We start from the raw sequence: 16,356 nt of genomic DNA on the forward strand, positions 1-16,356 counted from the left end.
AGTAGAATACAAATCAAAAATAGCGTGAGTCCCGGAGGATGTTCTCAGGTTTGATAATATCATTTTGGTGAATGTGTCGTAGTCACCAGACGCGCACAGGACTATGCTTTGTCTCGACACCCTAAAAACAACAGAGGCAATGTCATGGATAAAGAATTACTGGAAGCGGGGTACCGGGCTTATACCGGTGAGAAAATAGATGTCTACTTCAATACGGGGATTTGCCAGCATTCGGGGAACTGCGTGCGCGGGAGCGCGAAGCTTTTTAACCTGAAACGCAAACCGTGGATTATCCCGGATGAAGTGGATGTCGCTACGGTGGTCAGAGTGATTGATACGTGCCCGAGCGGCGCGCTGAAGTATCGGCAGAAATAAGCGAGGGACGAATGGAAATACTCGAAGGTCATAACAAATTTTATGTTAACGATGCTGAAGGTAATCAGGTTGCGGAGATTGTATTTGTACCCACAGGGGAGCATTTGAGCATCATTGAGCATACCGATGTCGATCCCAGCCTGAAAGGGCAGGGGGTAGGTAAAAAACTGGTGGCGAAAGTGGTGGAAAAAATGCGCCAGGAAAACCGCAAGGTCATTCCGCTCTGCCCGTTTGCGAAACACGAGTTTGATAACACTCGTGAATATGACGATATCCGCGCCTGAGTAGGGTTTCCCGCCGGATGGCGCTTCGCTTATCCGGCAAACCGTAGGCCGGATAAGGCATAGCCCCCGTCCGGCATATCACTCCCGGTGCAGCAGATCCTGATAAATTCCCGTCAGTACACCGTGTGGGCCAAACTCTTTTTTAATCCACTGGGTCACACGGCCTGTAGCCGAATGCTGAGTCGCCAGCAACATACGTGAATCCTGACGAGGGTTGTGAATCTGACGCGTCACCAGCAGCGATTTTTCCATCGCTTCCCGCACCATGTAGTCCGGCAAAAAGCCAATCCCTTCCCCCAGAATCTGGCACTGGCACTTGGTGTTGAAATCGGGCACCAGAATCGACTCCTGACCATGCAGCAGCCAGCCCACTTTTTTATTAATCGTGTGCGCCGTATCTTCGACCATGATGTTTGGGTACAAGCGCAGTTGGCTCTCGGAAATAGGCTCCGGCATAAAGGCCAACGGATGATCCGGGGCGATAGCAAAAGCCCAACGAATGGCGCCGATTTCGGTGTAGTCGATTCCGCCGCCGTCGAGCAGGGTGTCCGGCGCGCCAATCGCGATGTTGGCCTGGTTATTGATAATGGAATCCCAGACGCCGTTGTACACCTCCGTCGTCACCGTGATCTGACAGGTTGGGAACTGCTTCTTCAGCACCTGCAACAGTCGGGCGGTATGTTTTGGGGTATAGAGCAACTGGTTGATGCAAATGCGCACTCGCGCTTCAATGCCCTGGGCAATGGTGTCAATACTGCGTTTGATGGCGTGGAAGTCGTTTAGCAGATCGGTCGCTTTGCGAAAGAAATAGCGACCAGATTCGGTTAACTCAATGCTGCGCGTGTTGCGGGTAAACAGAACAACATCAAGTCCCATTTCCATCCGCTTGATGGTGTAACTAATGGCTGAGGTGGTTACGCCAAGCTCCTCTGCCGCCTTACTAAAACTGCCATAGCGGGCAGCCATCGTGAAGGCCAGCAGATTCTCCTCGGTAAAAATTGAATTCATCCTTCTCCCCTCATGGCCTGAGTGTGTCGTCTGTCATGCAGCGATTGTTGAATGTATTTGTAATCCTTATGGCAGGCAATCAGTTTTGAACGAAATTTAACACTAAAGTTACATTTGATTTGAAGAGAATCACACTTCTGAGCTTTAGTGACAGGCCACACGCTGTGCTGCCTGGAGAGAGGGGGGCGCGCATTACACCCCGGGATAGAAAGGAGGCTAACCATAAGAGAAAGATTGCTCTGCCGCACATTTTGTCTTTATTGTGAAATTTATTTCAATAATCGACGCGCTTACGATGAATGAAATTTAAGCGGATGTTTTTCTCATCACTCTGTTGCTATTCTCAGGCTATCGGAATTGCAAGAAGTCTAAAAACTGCAGGAGAGGGAATATGTCTGAGAACGAACTCATCACAGAATTTCTGCTAGCAGCAGAGCAGGGCAATGCTGAAGGATTAAAATCCTGTCTGGAAAATAATGTGGATATTAACGCCACTAATCGTCAGGGACGAACTGCGATTATTATTGCCAGTCTGAATAAACACTACGAGTGTGTGTCTTTATTGATTGCGGCGGGTGCGGATATTAATAAGCAGGATCAAACCTGTTTTAACCCTTTCCTCATCAGCTGCCTGACCAACGATTTAACACTGCTGCGTACGGTATTACCTGCCAACCCTGATCTCGACCGTCTGAGCCGTTTTGGCGGTGTGGGAATTACGCCAGCCAGCGAAAAAGGTCACGTCGAGATTGTCCGTGAACTGCTTACACGCACGAATATTAACGTCAACCACACCAATTTTGTTGGCTGGACGCCGCTGCTGGAGGCCATTGTGCTCAACGATGGCGGCGCAAAACAGCAGGAGATCGTCAAGCTACTGCTCGATCACGGCGCAAACCCACACATGACGGACAAATACGGTAAAACCCCGCTGGAACTGGCGCAGGAGAAGGGGTATCACGAGATTGCCAAACTGTTGATTGCCGCAGGCGCCTGACGGAGGAACACCATTATCGCATCGCCATTACGGCAATGCGTCAGGGCGTTAACGGCAGATAGCGCGTTTCTCGCACAGCGAAGGGAGGGACGGGTTGAACAGGTTTTTTCCCGGGCGGTCAACCTGTTCATCCCTGGACAGCAGCGATTACTGACACTCCTCAGTGAACGTTGCGACAACGCCCCCAACAGCTGCCGTCTGGCGCTGACGCATTGCAACCACCTGTTCCGCCCTGGTGAGCAGGTCAGATTTACGGCGTCAGGGATAGCAATAGGCGATGATAAATGGATTGAAACCGTTGCCTGCACGCGCTGGTTGATGCCTGAAATATCAATAAGCGCAGACTGTTTTACCGCCATTCCCTGGCGACGCTGGGCCGGGACGCTGTATCAGCATCTCGGATGTGACGACACTCTATTTTTGTATACCGGCGATAATCCCTTTTATCGCGAATTAGCCAGAGAACTGCAGCAGCGCCGCCAATGTTTACTTTCCGCGCTGCAGCAACAACAAAATATGACTGATGCGATTACCCGCCTAATCGGTCTTGGAATCGGATTAACGCCGTCATCCGATGATTATTTAGTGGGGTTGAGCATTATTTTATTTATCCGCGGACATCCGCTGGAAAAATATCAGGACACATTTTTAACAGCCTTACGATACGCCGGAGAAAATACCACGCTGATCAGCAAAATAACGCTGGAGGAGGCTTTTCATCGACGGTATCGGGAAAGTATTACGCGACTGGTAAAAAATATTATTACCGAGTCAGATAATTTATCTGCCCACATTATTACCGACATTAAAAATATCGGTTCAAGTTCTGGCTGCGACATGCTTTACGGCATGGCGGACGCCTGCGCTTTGAGCCACTGGTCTGGAGGGAATTATGTCAATCAGGATAGTTGTTAAAAAGAACACGTATTTTGATTCCGTCTCGCTGATGTCCATCTCCACGCGCGCCAATAAGTTGGAAGGTGTGGAACAGGCGTTTGTGGCGATGGCAACAGAGATGAATAAAGGCGTACTGAAAAATCTCGGTCTGCTGACGCCCGAGCTGAACGAGGCAAAAAGCGGCGATCTGATGATTGTGATTAAGGGCGCCAGCGACGCGGCGAACGAGCAAACCCTGGTCGCCATTGAGGCGTTATTCACACATAAAGAGCAGGGCGGCCAGCATGAAGCGCGTTACGCCACCCTGGCCAGCGCGAAAACGCATGTGCCAGACAGCAACCTGGCGGTGATCTCGGTCAACGGGTTATTCGCAGCGCGCGAAGCCCGGCAGGCACTGCAAAACAACCTTAATGTGATGCTCTTCTCCGACAATGTTTCCATTGAGGATGAGCTGGCGCTCAAGCAACTGGCGCATGAAAAAGGGCTGCTGATGATGGGGCCTGATTGCGGTACAGCCATCATCAATGGTACGGCGCTGTGCTTTGGCAACGCCGTGCGTCGCGGCAATATTGGTATTGTTGGCGCATCGGGAACCGGTAGCCAGGAACTGAGCGTACGTATCCATGAATTTGGCGGGGGGATTTCCCAGCTTATCGGCACCGGCGGGCGCGATCTGAGTGAAAAGATCGGCGGTCTGATGATGCTGGACGCCATCGGCATGCTGGAAGCCGACCCGCAAACGGAGATTATCGCGCTGATCTCCAAACCTCCAGCACCTGTCGTTGCCCGCAAGGTGCTGGAACGCGCGCGCAATTGTCAGAAACCGGTGGTGGTCTGTTTCCTTGGTCGTGAAGAACCGCCCGCAGACGAAAACGGCCTGCTGTTTGCGCGCGGAACCAAAGAGGCGGCGCTGAAAGCGGTGCTGCTGACGGGGGTGAAAAAAGAGAGCCTGGATCTCCATCCGCTCAACTGGCCGCTGATCGAAGAGGTGCGCGCCCGCCTGACGCCGCAGCAAAAATACATTCGCGGACTGTTCTGCGGCGGCACGCTGTGCGACGAAGCCATGTTCGCAGCGATGGAAAAACATGACGAGGTTTATAGCAATATCCACCCGGACCCGAGCCGCCGTCTGACGGATCTCAACCGCAGCGTGGCGCATACCTTCCTCGATTTTGGCGATGACGATTTTACCAACGGCAAGCCGCATCCGATGATCGACCCCACCAATCGCATCAGCCGCCTGTTACAGGAAGCGCGCGATCCACAGGTCGGCGTGATCGTGATGGATTTTGTTCTCGGGTTCGGAGCGCACGAGGATCCGGTCGGCGTCATGATCGATGCTGTCAAAGAGGCGAAGGCGATCGCCGCCGCAGAAGGACGCCCGCTGGAAATATTGGGCTATGTGCTTGGCACCGATCTCGATACGCCGTCGCTGGAAAAACAGTGCCAGATGCTGACGGACGCTGGCGTGATTTGGGCGAGCAGCAGCACCAATACCGGATTGCTGGCGCGTGAATTTGTTTGCAAAGGGGAGGAAGCCTGATGAGCCAGTCACTGTTTAACCAGCCACTCAACGTGATTAACGTCGGCATTGCCATGTTCAGCGATGACCTGAAAAAACAGCATGTGCCGGTCACTCAACTTGACTGGACGCCGCCGGGTCAGGGCAACATGCAGGTGGTCAGCGCGCTGGATCAGATTGCAGATTCCCCGCTGGCGGAGAAAATTGCCGCCGCTAACCAGCAGGCGCTGGAACGCATTATTCAGTCCCATCCGGTACTGATTGGCTATGACCAGGCGATCAACGTCGTACCGGGGATGACCCGTAAAACCATTCTTCACGCGGGCCCGCCGATTCGCTGGGAAAAAATGTGCGGCGCGATGAAAGGCGCGGTTACGGGGGCGCTGGTATTTGAGGGGCTGGCGAGCGATCTGGAACAGGCGGCAGAGCTTGCCGCCTCCGGTGAAATTACCTTCTCGCCTTGCCATGAGCATGACTGTGTGGGGTCGATGGCGGGAGTCACTTCTGCCTCAATGTTCATGCACATCGTGGAGAACAAAACCTACGGCAATCGCGCGTATACCAACATGAGCGAGCAGATGGCGAAGATCCTGCGCATGGGCGCTAACGATCAGAGCGTCATCGAACGTCTGGTGTGGATGCGCGATGTGATGGGACCGATGTTGCGCGATGCCATGAAACTGGCGGGTGAAATCGATCTGCGACTGATGCTGGCGCAGGCGTTGCACATGGGCGATGAATGTCATAACCGCAACAACGCAGGCACCGCGCTACTGATTCAGGCGCTGACGCCGTGGATTATTCAGACCGGGTATCCGGTGGCGCAGCAGCGTGAAGTGTTTGAGTTCGTCGCCAGCAGCGACTACTTCTCTGGCCCGACATGGATGGCGATGTGTAAAGCCGCGATGGATGCCGCTCACGGCATTGAGTACAGCACCGTCGTGACCACCATGGCACGTAACGGCGTGGAGTTTGGTCTGCGCATCAGCGGTCTGCCCGGACACTGGTTCACCGGTCCGGCGCAGCAGGTGATTGGCCCGATGTTCGCCGGTTATAAGCCGGAGGACTCCGGGCGTGATATCGGCGATAGCGCCATCACGGAAACCTACGGTATCGGTGGCTTTGCCATGGCAACCGCACCCGCCATCGTGGCGCTGGTGGGAGGCACGGTGGAAGAGGCCGTCGATTTCTCCCGTCAGATGAGAGAGATAACGCTGGGCGAAAACCCGAACGTCACCATTCCATTGCTGGGCTTTATGGGGATCCCTACGGCTATCGACATCACGCGCGTCGGCAGTACCGGCATTTTGCCGGTGATCAATACTGCTATCGCGCACAAAGATGCGGGGATCGGCATGATCGGCGCCGGCATTGTCCACCCGCCGTTCGCCTGCTTTGAAAAGGCGATTCTGAGCTGGCGTGACCGCTACTGCCAATAACAACCACAGGGGCTAACAGCCGTTAGCCCTGGTGTCGCAAAGCTAACAACGTTGTTCACCTGCAGGGCCGGGCGATCGTCGGGATCGCAAATGATGCTTAACCTGTGAAGGATATTCCATGAACAGAATAAAACTAGAGTGGAAACGTGGTGACTGGGCCGCTTACTTCGGGCTGATGACCAACAATCTGACTAACCTGCTGACGATGATGGGGCTACTCATCTTTGTCGTGGGGATCCCCAAAGAGATCGTGTATGGCCGCATTGCGCCTGCTTTTGGTCTGGCGGTGCTGGTGGCGAGTATCTTTTATGCCTGGTTTGCCATGCAGATGGCGAAACAGACGGGGCGTACCGATGTGACGGCGCTGCCGTCCGGACCGAGCGCGCCGTCGATCTTTACCGTGACCTTCCTCGTACTGATGCCGGTTTACCAGCAAACCCAGGATGCCGACTTCGCCATTCAGATAGGCCTGGTCTGGTGTTTTGTTGAGGCGCTGATCCTGGCGGGCGGTTCCTTCCTCGGCGAAACCATCCGTAAGATGATCCCGCGTACCGTACTGCTCTCCTGTCTCTCCGGACTCGGGTTATTACTGCTGGCGATGAACCCGATGCTGCAGGCTTTTGAAGCGCCAACGGTTTCTTTCATCGTCTTGCTGCTGATCTTCATTAACTGGTTTGGCAAAAAACCGATCTTTGCGCGAATTCCCACTGGTCTGTTACTGCTGATTGCCGGTACTGCGCTGGCGTGGATTTCCGGTCTGCAAAGCCCGGAAGCCATTAAAGCATCGATGTCTTCATTCGGTTTCAACCCGCCGGAAGTCCATGTCGATAGCTTCCTGCAAGGGTTGCCGCATGCGCTGCCGTACCTGGCTTCGGCGGTGCCGTTGGGGCTGGCGAACTACATTTTTGACCTTGAAAACATTGAAAGCGCCCACGCCGCTGGCGATGAGTACAACACCCGCAAAGTGATGCTGGCGAACGGGCTTTCTTCCATGCTCGGCTGTTTGATGGGGAACCCGTTTCCGGTCACCGTTTACGTGGGTCATGCCGGGTGGAAAGCGATGGGCGCCAGCATTGGTTATACCCTGGCGTCGGGCGTCACCATGTTCCTCGTTCCGCTGTTTGGACTGGGGGCATTTATGCTTGCCATTATTCCGATGACCGCCATCGTACCGATTCTGGTCTTTATCGGCGTGGTGACCGCCAACCAGGTGGTGCGCGAAACGCCAAAAATAGAGGTGCCGGTCATTTTCATCTGTCTGTTCCCGTGGATAGCGAACTGGGCGCTGACCATCGTGAATAGCGTGATGGGTGCCGCAGGGACGTCGGCGGCGAAGCTGGGTAGCGATCTGTTGCACAGTAAAGGCGTCTATTACGACGGACTGGTGCATCTTGGCAACGGCGCGCCGCTCGCCAGTATGCTGTGGGGGTGTATCGCCATCTTCGCGATTATCAATAAACCGCTACGTGGCGCGGTGGCTGCCGCCTGTGGCGCTCTACTGTCGCTGTTTGGGGTGATCCACTCGCCGATGGTGGGAATTGCCGAAGGCGCTTCCCTGATGTTCGTCCTCGCCTACCTGATGGTGAGCGGCGTGTTTGTACTGAAGCATTTTCTCGACAGTCGGGAAGCGGTGGCTGATACCGCGCAAGAACCGACGAAAACCACCTGAATACGTTGATGGGATGAAGACACGATGAAAGAACTTGTGGTCGTTGCCATTGGCGGCAACAGCATTATCAAAGACAACGCCAGCCAGTCGATTGAACATCAGGCTGAGGCGGTGAAAGCAGTGGCGGATACGGTGCTGGAGATGCTGGCATCGGATTACAACATTGTGCTGACCCACGGTAACGGGCCGCAGGTGGGGTTGGATCTTCGACGTGCGGAAATCGCCCATGAACGCGAAGGGCTGCCGTTAACCCCACTGGCGAACTGCGTGGCGGATACTCAGGGCGGTATCGGTTATCTGATCCAGCAGGCGTTGAACAACCGCCTGGCGCGTCATGGAGAACAGAAAGCGGTGACCGTCGTGACGCAGGTGGAGGTGGACAAAAACGACCCAGGTTTTGCCCATCCCACTAAACCCATCGGGGCGTTTTTTAACGCCACCCAGCGCGATGAACTGCTGCGGGCGAATCCGCAATGGCGTTTTGTGGAAGATTCCGGTCGCGGCTATCGTCGGGTTGTCGCTTCGCCGGAGCCGAAACGCATTGTCGAAGCGGATGCCATTAAAACGCTGACCCAACAAGGTTTTGTGGTGATTGGCGCGGGCGGCGGCGGGATACCCGTCGTGCGAAGCCCGCAGGGCGATTATCACAGCGTGGACGCCGTCATTGATAAAGATCTCTCTACGGCGTTGCTGGCCCGCGAGATCCACGCCGACATTCTGGTGATCACCACTGGCGTTGAGAAAGTCTGCATTCACTTTGGTAAACCTGAGCAGCAGGCGCTGGAGCAGGTGGATATCCCCACCATGACCCGCTATATGCAGGAAGGGCATTTCCCGCCTGGCAGCATGTTGCCCAAAATTGTCGCCAGCCTGGCGTTTCTGCAACAGGGCGGCAAACGGGTGATCATCACCACGCCGGAATGTCTGCCTGCCGCACTGCGCGGCGAAACGGGCACCCATATTGTCCATTCATAAAAGGAAGATGCGATGAAGGAAAACAAAAGCCGCCGTGAGTTTCTGAGTCAGAGCGGCAAAATGGTCACCGCCGCCGCACTGTTTGGCGCGGCGGCGCCGGTCGCGTATGCTGCTAATTCTGTCGGGACAACCGGTGACACGAAAGGCGCTATGACCATCAACGACACACATTACTATCTGGATAACGTGCTGCTGGAAGCGGGCTTCGATTACGAGAATGCGGTGGCGGTGCATACCCGAACCGAGCTGCAAACCGTTGAGATTCAGGACGGGAAAATGGTTGCGCTACGCGCCAATAAAAGCCATCCGGATGCGACGCTGGCGCATTACGATGCGGGCGGGAAGCTGATGTTGCCCGCGATGCGCGACATGCACATCCACCTGGATAAAACTTTCTACGGCGGGCCGTGGCGATCGCTGAATCGCCCGGCGGGCACCACCATTCAGGATATGATCGCGCTTGAGCAAAAGTTGTTGCCTGAGCTACAGCCGTATACCCAGGAACGGGCAGAAAAGCTGATTGACCTGTTGCAGTCAAAAGGGACCTCTGTGGCGCGGAGCCACTGCAACATTGAGCCGGTATCCGGGCTTAAAAACCTCGAAAATTTGCAGGCAGTGCTGGCGCGCCGAAAAGCGGGCTTTGAGTGTGAAATTGTGGCCTTTCCACAGCATGGTTTGCTGCTTTCAAAATCAGAACCGCTGATGCGCGAAGCGATGCAAGCAGGAGCGCACTACGTTGGCGGCCTGGACCCTACCAGCGTGGATGGCGCGATGGAGAAATCCCTCGACACCATGTTCCAGATTGCGCTGGATTATGACAAAGGGGTCGATATTCATCTGCACGAAACCAGCCCGGCGGGCGTTGCGGCGGTGAATTACATGGTTGAACGGGTGGAAAAAACGCCGCAACTGAAAGGGAAGTTAACCATCAGCCACGCCTTTGCGCTTGCTACGCTGAATGAGCAACAGGTGGATGCACTGGCAACCCGGATGGCCGCCCAGCAAATCACCATTGCCTCGACGGTGCCGATTGGCACGTTACATATGCCGCTCAAACAGTTGCGCGACAAAGGCGTGACGGTGATCACCGGTACGGACAGCGTGATCGATCACTGGTCGCCGTATGGCCTGGGCGACATGCTGGAGAAAGCGAACCTGTACGCCCAGCTCTACATTCGCCCTAATGAGCAAAATCTGTCGCGGGCGTTGTTCCTGGCGACTGGGGATGTGTTGCCCTTGAATGATAAAGGCGAGCGCGTCTGGCCGAAAGCGCAGGATGAAGCCAGTTTTGTGCTGGTGGATGCCTCTTGTTCTGCCGAAGCAGTGGCACGGATTGCGCCGCGTACTGCGACATTCCATAAAGGCAAGCTGGTGTGGGGGAGCGTCGCCAGCTAATGTCTGTGCTCACCGTGGAACCGCATGTCCTGGATCCACGGTGGGCTTCTCCTGCCTCTCGCAGCCCCTTATCTAACTGACGATACCCATATAGCCATGGATGCCCATATAGACGCCGACCAGGCCGATTAACAGGCTGGAAAAGTAAGGGGCTTTTCTGGCGAGGCGATTAAATCCGCTCCAGCGTTTAGCCGCTTGCTGGACACTGATTGCCGCTCCCACGCCAACCGTGACCAGCGTTAACGCCAGACCAATACTGAAACAGAGCACCATCGTTGCTCCCAGGGTGAAGGCTTTAAGCTGGATGCAAATCAGCAGCACGGTGATTGCCGCAGGACAGGGGATAAGCCCGCCGGTCAGGCCAAATAATACTATCTGCCCGTTCGTCACTTCTCTGCCGTGAAAGCGGCGCTTGATGTCACTGGCATGCGCGAGTTCATGGGCATCCTGATAGTCTTTTGAACCAGCGGTTAACCCTTCCAGTCCTGCATGGTCATGATGTTCATGATCGTGGTGATGGTGTTCATGCTTATGGTGGTGATCGTGCTCATGCTCATGCTCATGCTCATGCTCATGCTCATGCTCATGCTCATGCTCATGCTCATGATGGTGATGATCGTGCTCATGGTGATGATGGTCATGCGCTTCTGTCAGCCAGTTTCGCTCACCTTGCCATGTGCGCCAGAACATCCAGGTCGCGGTTCCCAGAATAATGATTGCGGAAATAAACTGTAGCCAGGGTTCAACCGATTCTGCGGTAAATGCCCGACTGATATACATGCCCCCAAGCGCGATAAGCCACACAACCGCAGTATGCGAAAGTGTGGCGGCAAGCCCCAACATCACTGCCTGCTTGATGGTGCCTTTAATGGCGATGATAAATGCCGCCATCATCGTCTTGGAGTGCCCCGGTTCAAGTCCGTGCAAAATGCCTAACAAAATCGCGCTGGGAATAAAAAACCAGGCGTTACCTTGCTGAAGAAGTGTCGAGAATTCGCCCATGAGAATGATTCTTAGTTTTTATACCTGTTTTCATTCTACTCCCCCCAGTACCGAATACTACCCCCCAGTAGAAGCGCAATGCTATAATCCACAATGATTTATGTTAAGGAGGTACTGTTATGTCACATACAATCAGGGATAAACAAAAGCTTAAAGCGCGTACCAGCAAAATTCAGGGGCAGGTTGTAGCCTTAAAAAAAATGCTGGATGAACCGCATGAATGCGCGGCTGTTTTACAGCAGATCGCTGCGATTCGTGGTGCGGTGAACGGACTTATGCGGGAAGTGATAAAAGGTCATCTGACCGAACATATTGTTCATCAGGGTGATGAAGTAAAGCGTGAAGAAGATCTGGATGTGATCCTAAAAGTGCTGGATTCCTATATCAAATAGTCGGGGGCGCCACCCGACTATGGCGGAGTCATTAACAACAAACAGATGTTTGGTTCCGGTGCGTAATATAGCGTTCAACATATTTAAAACCGCTGATCGACTCCAGTGCCAGTAACAGGCAGGAGACGGCTTGCGCTTCTGGCTGAGTAGATTGATGCGCCAGAGGGACGTTGTGAGCGGCGATATGATTTTGCAGCGCGTTTTCACATAAACGCCGTACCGCTGGAGGAAAAGCCAACTGATGTAGTGACTGCTCTAATTCGGCAAACGCCTCGTCTGCCTGCATGGTAAAAATCAATAACAATATGGCGTTTAATGCTCGCGTCTCTTCTTCGTAATATCCCATCTGGATGTCCCTGCATGTCCAAAACATAGTGGCTTCAGACTTTCGCTCCTGAAACCCGCTCCTTGTCGATGTTACCGATGTCTTTGCCAATGAATTAGCGAGCTATCAAACTCTTTCTTTACCATCGGAAAGGGCGATTTTCCCTTTGCAATAGGCAGCGAATGAATAAATAGCGTATTTATTTTACCCCCCATTCTTTTTTCGATTCGTTGCTTATACGCATACACGCTGCGTATATCCGTATTTAATGTTTGAGCTATTTGATGTGGGTTTTGCCCTGACACCATATTTCCCATAATGGTAAATTCCATCTGCGTGAGTGTATTTCCTTTCGAAAAAGACAAGTAACGTCCAATGAATACTTGCCGTATTTTTTCGTTGGCGATCTCCAGTCCGTCGTCATGGTAGATGACAGCCGACACGGCAGTATGATTTTTTCGCCAATAGTTCGCTAACGACTGCATATTCCGATCGCTGACCAGAATTATCCCCATCCCCGTGCTGGCGAGATAGTCGATCCATTCGGTATTTAAAAACAGCCGCAGATAGCTAATTGAAAAATCCACAAAGATATAGCCACTTAATCTGGCATTGTGATTGTTATTTAAAATGCCATCCATGATCCCACGATTAAAATAAATACTTTGTTCTGGCCACATACAAAAACACGCATTGGCGCAGTACTGTAATCGAGGTGATTTCTCTGGCATGATATTACAACGTAAAGTACAACTGCTGCAGGTAATGTTTTTTAATTTAACATCAAGCCCCATAAAGAACCTCCCTATCCGTAGATAATTTCATAATTTCATCCGTTTTTAAACCTGTCAATACTTCACAACATGCCTTGTTTCTGTCGTGAAAACGTTTAAATATCAAAAATTACTACTTTTCTTACTGACCGTATTTTTTGATTTTTCAAAAAATAATTGAATGCTCGTTAGCGTTTGCACATCCAGTCGAGAGAGAGGCACAAGCTCATAACGCATGTACGCGCCGACCAGGATTTTTATCTATGGCACCAGGAATAATTATATTAAAAAATGTATGAGATTTATCTCTAAATGGCATCAATGGTTAAAGGTTGTGGTTTTGTTAGTTTTAACCGTTGTTTTGTAACGCGACTATTGAGTTATATAAATGGTAATTTATCTGTTTGTTCGGTTTTTAGTCGTGTCGTAATAATATCCAGGGAAGAGTGAATATTCATCAAAAAGAGTCTTAACTAAGAAAAAGTGATCTTATCAACAGTGAAGGTGTTTGATTTATAACTATTTTTGATTGTGTTTTTTGATGCTAATCCCATTGGTTAATATTTATAGTGATCTCAATATAAGAATTTTGTAGCATTACATTCATGATATCAATATGAAAAGGAATACCGTGCCTGACGTGTTAAAACATGCTGGATATTACGCTATTAATCATCTGATTTACTTTCATACTGGCAAGCGAACACTATCAAATAGTGTTACAGATGAAGTGGTTACCCTGCAAACGCCTGCGAGCCTGATTCTCTTATGTCTAATAATGAATAATGGGAGTGTCGTTTCGCAGAATCAGCTTATTGCTGCAGGGTGGGGGGAGAAGAACAGTGTGACATCCGCAAATACGTTTTATCAAACTATTCTTATTCTCAGAAATGCATTAGAAGGCATTGGCTTACCACGCGACATTATCAAAACAATTGCTCGCCGGGGGCTGATGATTTCAGCGGATATTCAGGTTCGCGATATCGCACAAACACCCCCAGCGGCAATGGTTTTAACACCACCGGTTGAAATACCGATTGAACCACCTGTTGTTGAACCGATTGTTACGCCGATGGTTGAAACGCAGAAGAGAGCGAAACGTCTGTCGTTTCGTTCTCCTCTGTCTGTCCTGTTTCTTTCTTTATCGCTGCTGGTTGCCATTATTGGCGGGGTTATCGGTGCCTTTCAACTGCGTCAGGAGTCCTTGCTATCGTCGTATGATATTTTGGCTACGGATAAATTTCCCTCCTGCACTGTATTTCAGAAGGGAAATGATGCGCTAAAAAACCATTACCTGCGGTTTATGCAAAATCATAATGAATTATGCCGCGAGAATAACTATATCTTTCTCTCTGGAATGAACAGTGCCAAAAATATTGCAGCCGTGATTTGCCCACAGGATGTCAGGAAAAAGATGTCTACCAAATGCACAACTTACTATTCGATTAATAATGAAAACTAAAATACTCTTGTTCGTAATTATTGTATTGTTCTCTCTGGTCACAGGGGGAAGCATCTGGTATGCCAAGAAAACTAACCCAAGAATAGATTGTAGTGGTTATGCCGTTTGGGATATCGACCATGAGGTTTTCTCTGGTGATATTTCTTATCAAATGCATAACAGTCAGGGGATCATTACCCTTACCGGTATTTTGAAAACGTCTGACTCCCGACTTTATAAAGTGAGTCGCGTCATTTACTTCACGTATAAGAAAATACGTAAGCACTATATTCTCACCAGCAGCAGTATTGTTCAGTTCCCGTCCGATAACCTAAAAGACGCCGGTGAGCGCAAAGCACTCCCCGCACTTTATTTAGCGAGTGGCGCTTCATTTTCGCTTCTGATTAACAAGTATCGGGAAGGCTGGGCATTTACTACCGTGGGGTCGCCATCGTTGCTCTGTATGGATGCGAATTAACGAGAAGTGAGGGGAAATTTAACGGCTCAACCCCTTTCAGATGGGTGAGCCGTTAAAAGGGTCGTTAGCCAAAAAACATCACGGAAACGCAGAGCAGGCCGACAATCAGGGTTATCAGATTACTCAATGAGCGGTAGGGTTTTAGCGTCGGGATCAGATAGGTCGACAGCGTCGGCATGATGAACAAAATCATGGCGATGAGTGGGCCGCTGATCGCGTAAATCATTGAGATTGCATTTGGGTTAATGCAGCAGACAATAAAGGTGATCACCGAAACCAGCATAATGGAAAGCGCGCGATAAAAGGCGCGGCTTTTCTTCACGCCAACCTGCTGTAAGCCGGTTTTCACCACCTCGGTTGCTCCTTCGATCACGCCGAAATAGGTGCCAAGAAACGACTTCGACATGGCGACAACGGCGACAATGATCCCGGAAATCGACAGCCAGGCGGGGGCATTTTGCATCATCGACAGCGCTGACAGAATGGTTACGCCCTCATGTTTGGCCGCTTCAATGTAAGCGGGCGGAATGGAGAGCAGACAGCTAAAGACGAAAAACAACACGCTCAGGCTGATGATCAGGTAGGCGACCTTCATGATTTTTTTGCATTTACCCATGGCCTGCTCGCCATATTTTTCACGTCTGTCGATGGCAAACGTGGAAATAATTGGCGTATGGCTAAAAGCGAAAACCATCACGGGGATAGATATCCATACCTGATGAAGCGTGTGCTGATCGAAAGACATCTGGCTGGTCAATAAAGAGGGCTGCCAGCTTCCGGTCAAATAGAACGAAAGAAATAAAAAGTACGCGATGAGCGGAAACACCAGAAATCCCATCACACGAAGCGTGGCATGGCGTCCCATCAGAAAAATCAGGTTCAACGTCACCACCACACCCAGACTGACCAGCATACGGATGCGGAGGTCTACCTGCAGATGCTTTGCCACTTGTTCGGTGAGCGAGTTGGTGATCGCCACGGCATAAATCAGCACGACCACAAAGAAGGCAATAAAGTACAGCGAGGTGATCAGGCTACCGATCTTTTTACCGTAGTAGTGTGTTACCGCGGCGGTGATCCCTTCTCCTGCTGAGGTTTTAGAAGAGAGGATGAACTGACACAGCGCCTTGTGCGGCCAGTAAGTCAAAGGCCAGGCGACCAGCGCGGTGATAAACAGAACAATCGCCCCCGCTGAACCCAACTGTATGGGGAGGAAGAGGGTTCCTGCACCTACGGCAGTTCCATATAACGCGAAACTCCAGAGAGTCTCTTCTTTTGACCAAATTTTCGACATTATCTGAACGTATCAACTATAAAATAAACAAAAAAGAAGCACAATTTACCATAAACAGGGGTTATTGAGGGAGGCTTAAACATAGAGGGA

At 51.4% G+C, this 16,356-nt stretch carries 17 protein-coding genes; 12 read left to right on the plus strand and 5 right to left on the minus strand.

Translation table 11 applies throughout. From position 1 onward, the window contains the following. Positions 1–144: 144 nt before the first annotated feature. Both yjdI and JM656_RS04040 read left to right on the plus strand, forming a co-directional pair. The gene (gene yjdI, locus JM656_RS04035; RefSeq protein WP_203360109.1) at positions 145–375 is read left to right on the plus strand and encodes a 4Fe-4S mono-cluster protein YjdI; all 231 of its coding nucleotides are present in this window, start codon (positions 145–147) and stop codon (positions 373–375) included. Positions 376–386: 11 nt separating this feature from the next. Continuing rightward, positions 387–659 (plus strand): GNAT family N-acetyltransferase, encoded by a 273-nt coding sequence (locus JM656_RS04040; protein ID WP_203360110.1) that lies wholly within the window; start codon positions 387–389, stop codon positions 657–659. A 78-nt stretch (positions 660–737) separates the two neighbouring features. On the opposite strand, the gene JM656_RS04045 is transcribed toward JM656_RS04040, so the two are convergent. Continuing rightward, a complete protein-coding gene (locus JM656_RS04045; protein ID WP_203360111.1) occupies positions 738–1,667 on the minus strand; it encodes a LysR substrate-binding domain-containing protein in 930 nt (309 codons plus the stop codon). A 391-nt stretch (positions 1,668–2,058) separates the two neighbouring features. Here JM656_RS04045 and JM656_RS04050 point away from each other — a divergent pair, with 391 nt between their 5' ends. The 7 genes from JM656_RS04050 to JM656_RS04080 all read left to right on the plus strand — a co-directional run bounded on the left by JM656_RS04050 (position 2,059) and on the right by JM656_RS04080 (position 10,561). Then, entirely contained in the window at positions 2,059–2,664 is a 606-nt protein-coding gene (locus tag JM656_RS04050) for an ankyrin repeat domain-containing protein (protein WP_203360112.1), read from the plus strand. Positions 2,665–2,679: 15 nt separating this feature from the next. After that, complete coding sequence (locus JM656_RS04055; RefSeq protein WP_370552329.1) at positions 2,680–3,579, plus strand: DUF2877 domain-containing protein; 900 nt, start codon at positions 2,680–2,682, stop codon at positions 3,577–3,579. Further along, the gene (fdrA, locus tag JM656_RS04060; protein ID WP_203360113.1) at positions 3,557–5,104 is read left to right on the plus strand and encodes an acyl-CoA synthetase FdrA; all 1,548 of its coding nucleotides are present in this window, start codon (positions 3,557–3,559) and stop codon (positions 5,102–5,104) included. Before JM656_RS04055 ends, fdrA begins: the two co-directional genes overlap by 23 nt. Continuing rightward, complete coding sequence (locus JM656_RS04065; RefSeq protein ID WP_203360114.1) at positions 5,104–6,522, plus strand: DUF1116 domain-containing protein; 1,419 nt, start codon at positions 5,104–5,106, stop codon at positions 6,520–6,522. The genes fdrA and JM656_RS04065 overlap by 1 nt, the downstream gene beginning before the upstream one ends. Before the next feature lie 118 nt (positions 6,523–6,640). Next, positions 6,641–8,191: a xanthine permease gene (locus JM656_RS04070; protein ID WP_203360115.1), complete on the plus strand. Its 1,551-nt coding sequence runs from the start codon at positions 6,641–6,643 to the stop codon at positions 8,189–8,191. Between the two features lie 24 nt (positions 8,192–8,215). After that, the gene (locus JM656_RS04075) at positions 8,216–9,166 is read left to right on the plus strand and encodes a carbamate kinase family protein (protein ID WP_203360116.1); all 951 of its coding nucleotides are present in this window, start codon (positions 8,216–8,218) and stop codon (positions 9,164–9,166) included. 12 nt (positions 9,167–9,178) lie between these two features. Next, positions 9,179–10,561 carry an amidohydrolase family protein gene (locus JM656_RS04080; protein WP_203360117.1) on the plus strand — a complete coding sequence of 461 codons (1,383 nt, stop codon included), beginning with the start codon at positions 9,179–9,181 and terminating at the stop codon, positions 10,559–10,561. Between the two features lie 72 nt (positions 10,562–10,633). Here the strand turns inward: JM656_RS04080 and JM656_RS04085 are convergent, their stop codons facing one another. Then, on the minus strand, positions 10,634–11,563 hold the full coding sequence (locus tag JM656_RS04085) for a nickel/cobalt efflux protein RcnA (protein ID WP_203360118.1): 930 nt from the start codon (positions 11,561–11,563) through the stop codon (positions 10,634–10,636). 119 nt (positions 11,564–11,682) lie between these two features. Here JM656_RS04085 and rcnR point away from each other — a divergent pair, with 119 nt between their 5' ends. Continuing rightward, positions 11,683–11,955, plus strand: coding sequence for a Ni(II)/Co(II)-binding transcriptional repressor RcnR (gene rcnR / locus JM656_RS04090; protein WP_192613352.1), 273 nt, complete (start codon positions 11,683–11,685; stop codon positions 11,953–11,955). A gap of 31 nt (positions 11,956–11,986) precedes the next feature. Here rcnR and JM656_RS04095 read toward each other — a convergent pair whose 3' ends face one another. Next, the gene (locus JM656_RS04095) at positions 11,987–12,301 is read right to left on the minus strand and encodes a hypothetical protein (RefSeq protein WP_203360119.1); all 315 of its coding nucleotides are present in this window, start codon (positions 12,299–12,301) and stop codon (positions 11,987–11,989) included. Between the two features lie 71 nt (positions 12,302–12,372). Next, positions 12,373–13,074 carry a LuxR C-terminal-related transcriptional regulator gene (locus JM656_RS04100; protein WP_203360120.1) on the minus strand — a complete coding sequence of 234 codons (702 nt, stop codon included), beginning with the start codon at positions 13,072–13,074 and terminating at the stop codon, positions 12,373–12,375. 595 nt (positions 13,075–13,669) lie between these two features. On the opposite strand from JM656_RS04100, the gene JM656_RS04105 reads away from it, so the two are divergent. Continuing rightward, positions 13,670–14,515 (plus strand): winged helix-turn-helix domain-containing protein, encoded by an 846-nt coding sequence (locus tag JM656_RS04105; protein ID WP_203360121.1) that lies wholly within the window; start codon positions 13,670–13,672, stop codon positions 14,513–14,515. Then, entirely contained in the window at positions 14,505–14,972 is a 468-nt protein-coding gene (locus tag JM656_RS04110; RefSeq protein WP_203360122.1) for a hypothetical protein, read from the plus strand. The genes JM656_RS04105 and JM656_RS04110 overlap by 11 nt, the downstream gene beginning before the upstream one ends. Before the next feature lie 64 nt (positions 14,973–15,036). Here JM656_RS04110 and JM656_RS04115 read toward each other — a convergent pair whose 3' ends face one another. Continuing rightward, a complete protein-coding gene (locus JM656_RS04115; protein WP_203360123.1) occupies positions 15,037–16,266 on the minus strand; it encodes an amino acid permease in 1,230 nt (409 codons plus the stop codon). Positions 16,267–16,356: the final 90 nt, after the last annotated feature.

It is taken from the genome of Citrobacter sp. R56, from assembly GCF_016811995.1.
GTDB classification, from domain to species: Bacteria; Pseudomonadota; Gammaproteobacteria; order Enterobacterales; family Enterobacteriaceae; genus Citrobacter_D; species Citrobacter_D enshiensis.

Coding starts and splice junctions, on each gene's coding strand:
- JM656_RS04075 (WP_203360116.1), top strand. CDS start 8,216: ATGAAAGAACTTGTGGTCGTTGCCATTGGCGGCAACAGCATTATCAAA.
- yjdI (WP_203360109.1), top strand. CDS start 145: ATGGATAAAGAATTACTGGAAGCGGGGTACCGGGCTTATACCGGTGAG.
- JM656_RS04100 (WP_203360120.1), bottom strand. CDS start 13,074: ATGGGGCTTGATGTTAAATTAAAAAACATTACCTGCAGCAGTTGTACT.
- JM656_RS04080 (WP_203360117.1), top strand. CDS start 9,179: ATGAAGGAAAACAAAAGCCGCCGTGAGTTTCTGAGTCAGAGCGGCAAA.
- JM656_RS04115 (WP_203360123.1), bottom strand. CDS start 16,266: ATGTCGAAAATTTGGTCAAAAGAAGAGACTCTCTGGAGTTTCGCGTTA.
- JM656_RS04095 (WP_203360119.1), bottom strand. CDS start 12,301: ATGGGATATTACGAAGAAGAGACGCGAGCATTAAACGCCATATTGTTA.
- JM656_RS04065 (WP_203360114.1), top strand. CDS start 5,104: ATGAGCCAGTCACTGTTTAACCAGCCACTCAACGTGATTAACGTCGGC.
- fdrA (WP_203360113.1), top strand. CDS start 3,557: ATGTCAATCAGGATAGTTGTTAAAAAGAACACGTATTTTGATTCCGTC.
- JM656_RS04105 (WP_203360121.1), top strand. CDS start 13,670: ATGAAAAGGAATACCGTGCCTGACGTGTTAAAACATGCTGGATATTAC.
- JM656_RS04050 (WP_203360112.1), top strand. CDS start 2,059: ATGTCTGAGAACGAACTCATCACAGAATTTCTGCTAGCAGCAGAGCAG.
- JM656_RS04085 (WP_203360118.1), bottom strand. CDS start 11,563: ATGGGCGAATTCTCGACACTTCTTCAGCAAGGTAACGCCTGGTTTTTT.
- JM656_RS04045 (WP_203360111.1), bottom strand. CDS start 1,667: ATGAATTCAATTTTTACCGAGGAGAATCTGCTGGCCTTCACGATGGCT.
- JM656_RS04110 (WP_203360122.1), top strand. CDS start 14,505: ATGAAAACTAAAATACTCTTGTTCGTAATTATTGTATTGTTCTCTCTG.
- JM656_RS04040 (WP_203360110.1), top strand. CDS start 387: ATGGAAATACTCGAAGGTCATAACAAATTTTATGTTAACGATGCTGAA.
- rcnR (WP_192613352.1), top strand. CDS start 11,683: ATGTCACATACAATCAGGGATAAACAAAAGCTTAAAGCGCGTACCAGC.
- JM656_RS04070 (WP_203360115.1), top strand. CDS start 6,641: ATGAACAGAATAAAACTAGAGTGGAAACGTGGTGACTGGGCCGCTTAC.